This is a genomic window from Rhizobium sp. LjRoot30 (genome assembly GCF_964253915.1).
Lineage (GTDB): Bacteria > Pseudomonadota > Alphaproteobacteria > Rhizobiales > Rhizobiaceae > Metarhizobium.
Genome location: NZ_CAXUSG020000044.1, coordinates 1 through 2,856, shown reverse-complemented (window position 1 = coordinate 2,856; position 2,856 = coordinate 1). Strand labels below are relative to the sequence as shown.

Genomic DNA, 2,856 nt, shown 5'->3' with positions numbered 1-2,856 from the left:
AGTCACCATCAACGGTGCCAACGACGCGCCGACTCTGACGTTCACGGCAGAGGCTGGACTGACCGCAGAGACAGACGGCTCCTACAAAGTCGATGAGAACAATACCGCCGCTATCGCTCTCGGCACTCCCGTTGCAATCGACCTTGAAGATGGCGCCCGTACCGTCGTCCTGGGTGGTGACGATCCGGGTTTCTTCACGATCGGCGCCGACGGTAAACTGTATCTCAAGGCTGGCATCAATTACGAAGATGCTAACGTCGGCCCCGACCATAAGGTCAGCGTAACGCTGACCGCTACCGATAGTACCGGCGCGGTATCTAATGCGAAAACCGTCACCGTCACTGTCAACAACGTCAATGACGCACCGACCCTAACGTTCACGGCAGAGGCTGGACTGACCGCAGAGACAGACGGCTCCTACAAAGTCGATGAGAACAATGCCGCCGCTATCGCTCTCGGCACTCCCGTCGCAATCGACCCTGAAGATGGCGCCCGTACCGTCGTCCTGGGTGGTGACGATCCAGGTTTCTTCACGATTGGCGCCGACGGCAAGCTGTATCTCAAGGCCGGCATCAATTACGAAGATGCTAACGTCGGTCCCGACCATAAGGTCAGCGTGACATTGACCGCTACCGATAGTACCGGAGCGGTATCCAACGTGGAGACCGTCACGGTCACGGTCAACAATGTCAACGAAGCACCGACTACGCCAACGGACAGTAACATAGCGGCCAACACCGTGACCGCCAACGCAGCGGTCGGAACTGCAGTCGGCATCACCGCAACGGCGACCGATGTCGACAATGCAAGCTTCACCTGGTCGCTCAGTGATAATGCTGGTGGACGTTTCGCCATCGACGCCAATGGCGTGGTGACTGTCGCGCAGGCTGGGCTTTTGGCCGGCAACTATGATGTCAAAGTACGCGCTACCGACGCAGGTGGTCTCTATTCGGAACAGACCTTCACGATCAATGCCACATCAGCGAATGTTGCGCCGGTAATCTCCAACTTCGCAGCCACTGCGACTGGTATCTCATTCACGCTCGCCGACCCGGATTCGAATACGTTTACGATTACAGACAGTACCCTCGATACTTTCCTCGACGGCCAAGTCAGTACCGGCAGCAATACATTGACGGTGCTGGAATTCAACAATGTCGGCGGTTCGATCCAACAAAGACCCCTCAGCATTTCTGACGGTCAGGCAACAGGCAACAGTGGGGTCATAATTCAGATCGGTGGCCCGGCGGTAAACAATTTCGCTGCACTGGCTGGTAATTATGGAACATCCGCGTCCTACGGCTTCGGCGGCAACGATACTATGTACGGCTCTACCGGCCTCGACTATATCTTCGGCGGCGGCGGCAACGACACGATCTACAGCACCAGCAGTGACGTAATTGGAGGCGGTGACGGGGACGATATAATCCACGTCGCCGTTGGCGGGTTGGCGGCCACAATCGACGGCGGTAACAATACCAATAGCGGGGACCGTGATATCCTCAACTTCAATGCAACCAGTGGCACACTCGATCTGACGGGTGGGACGATTACCAATATCGAAACCCTCACAAGCAACAACGGCAGCTACAACCAGACGATCACACTGACAGCGGCGCAATACGACGCTTTCTCCAAGATCGACATGGGCGGCAACGCCAACGGTACTGGTGACACGGTAAACGTGAATGTCGACGGTACAATGGATTTCACCACTGGTATGCCAACTGTGTCCAACGTGGAGGTCCTCAATCTGATTGGCAGCACGAATAACGATACGGTCACGGTGACCAACACGCTTTCTGGCTTTACATCAATCAATCTCGGCGATGGTACCGCCGATACATTGAGGATTACTGGTGGTTTCGCCAGTTCCTCGAACGGCCAGCTTGTCGGGATCGAAAATGTGATGCTGACAACGATCAGCGGCCCCGTCACCTTGAATCTATCGAATCAGTCGGAAAACCTGACAATCACCGGTGGTTCCAGCCACGACACCATCATCGGTGGCGATGGCAATGATACCATCATCGGTGGCAACGGTGGCGATTATATTAATGGCGGCGGTGGTCGCGACAGCATCAATCTTACGGAGAGCACCGGAAGCAGTGACGACGTTCGTTTGGCAACATTGGGTGGGTCGGTCGATACGATAATTGGCTTTAGCACATCGGATGACTATCTGCGGTTCGCAAATGGTGACACGAGTGCTGGTGATGGTAACAACAATGTCCTATCGGACAATAGATTTGAAACCATTGGCTCCATCTTCAGCACGGGTATCGTTATCCCAGGGAATTCTGGAAACACTTCAATTTATGAGTTTAACTTCACTCTTGAGGGGGGAGATCTTGATCTTGATCTCGGCGCGAGCAGTGCTGCAAACCTCTATGAGGGACTTCGCTCAGGCACGTCTTCAGCCCTTACATCGATGACTGTTGCGAGTGATTGGACAGGCTTCCTGCTCGCGTATCAGGACAACAACGCATACATTTATTATGCGAATGCCGGAAGTAATGGGAGTTTGGTTGCTGGCGAAGTGTCGCTGGTCGCGGTTGTTACCGCCCAAGTTTTGGGCTCGTGGGACGCGGACGAGTTTTATGTTGGTGTTTGAATCCGTTTAAATTTTAGAGGCGGTTTATGGCCGCCTCTTTTTTGCAATCACCGATATATATGTAATATTAAGTATACTGGCTTGTATCCCCCTAAAAAGTAGGAACCGTTTAAGGCCCTTCGATCGATTCCCAGATGTTGATGTTCTGAGTCCGAACCTTGACCGCCGGAAGCTGGACTTTTCCGGCAAACATGAACAGAGCTAACTTATAAACGCGGACAATCAGGGGAGAGGGCCAATAT

At 53.6% G+C, this 2,856-nt stretch carries 1 protein-coding gene; it reads left to right on the top strand.

Going from position 1 to position 2,856, the window contains the following annotated elements; genetic code table 11:
- Window positions 1–2,614: beta strand repeat-containing protein (locus tag ACSQ3I_RS28040; RefSeq protein ID WP_436004452.1), on the top strand; the 2,614-nt coding region annotated here is incomplete at its 5' end.
- Window positions 2,615–2,856: the final 242 nt, after the last annotated feature.